Origin of the sequence: Paraburkholderia sp. SIMBA_054, assembly GCF_046534875.1 — a bacterium.
GTDB classification, from domain to species: domain Bacteria; phylum Pseudomonadota; class Gammaproteobacteria; order Burkholderiales; family Burkholderiaceae; genus Paraburkholderia; species Paraburkholderia hospita.
Genome location: NZ_JAWRXV010000840.1, coordinates 1 through 269, shown reverse-complemented (window position 1 = coordinate 269; position 269 = coordinate 1). Strand labels below are relative to the sequence as shown.

The 269-nt window shown below is 56.1% G+C and carries 1 protein-coding gene; it reads left to right on the top strand.

What is annotated here, in order from left to right; all coding sequences use genetic code 11:
- Positions 1-67: 67 nt before the first annotated feature.
- A partial coding sequence (locus SB822_RS57475) for a hypothetical protein (RefSeq protein WP_410859158.1) occupies positions 68-269 on the top strand: 202 nt, incomplete at its 3' end.

Sequence of the window (269 nt, the reverse complement as noted above, 5' to 3'; positions counted from 1 at the left end):
CTGAAATCGTTACAGAAGCAGCAACCGGGGCCAGATTTTGTCCCGAGAAATCAGCACATTCCAGTTTATGCGGCGGCTTCGCAAAAAACAGTCGCTCGGCCCGGCAGAGGTTCTGGGGGCATTCTTGTCCCAGTTCTATGACGACAAGCCGTGTCCGCGTCTGGTTCTCTTGTCCGAGACGGTTGAGGAGCAATCGCTTATTGCCGAAGCGCTCTCGACGCGCGCGGGCCATAAGGTGCAGGTCAACGTTCCACAACGCAGAGAGAAGA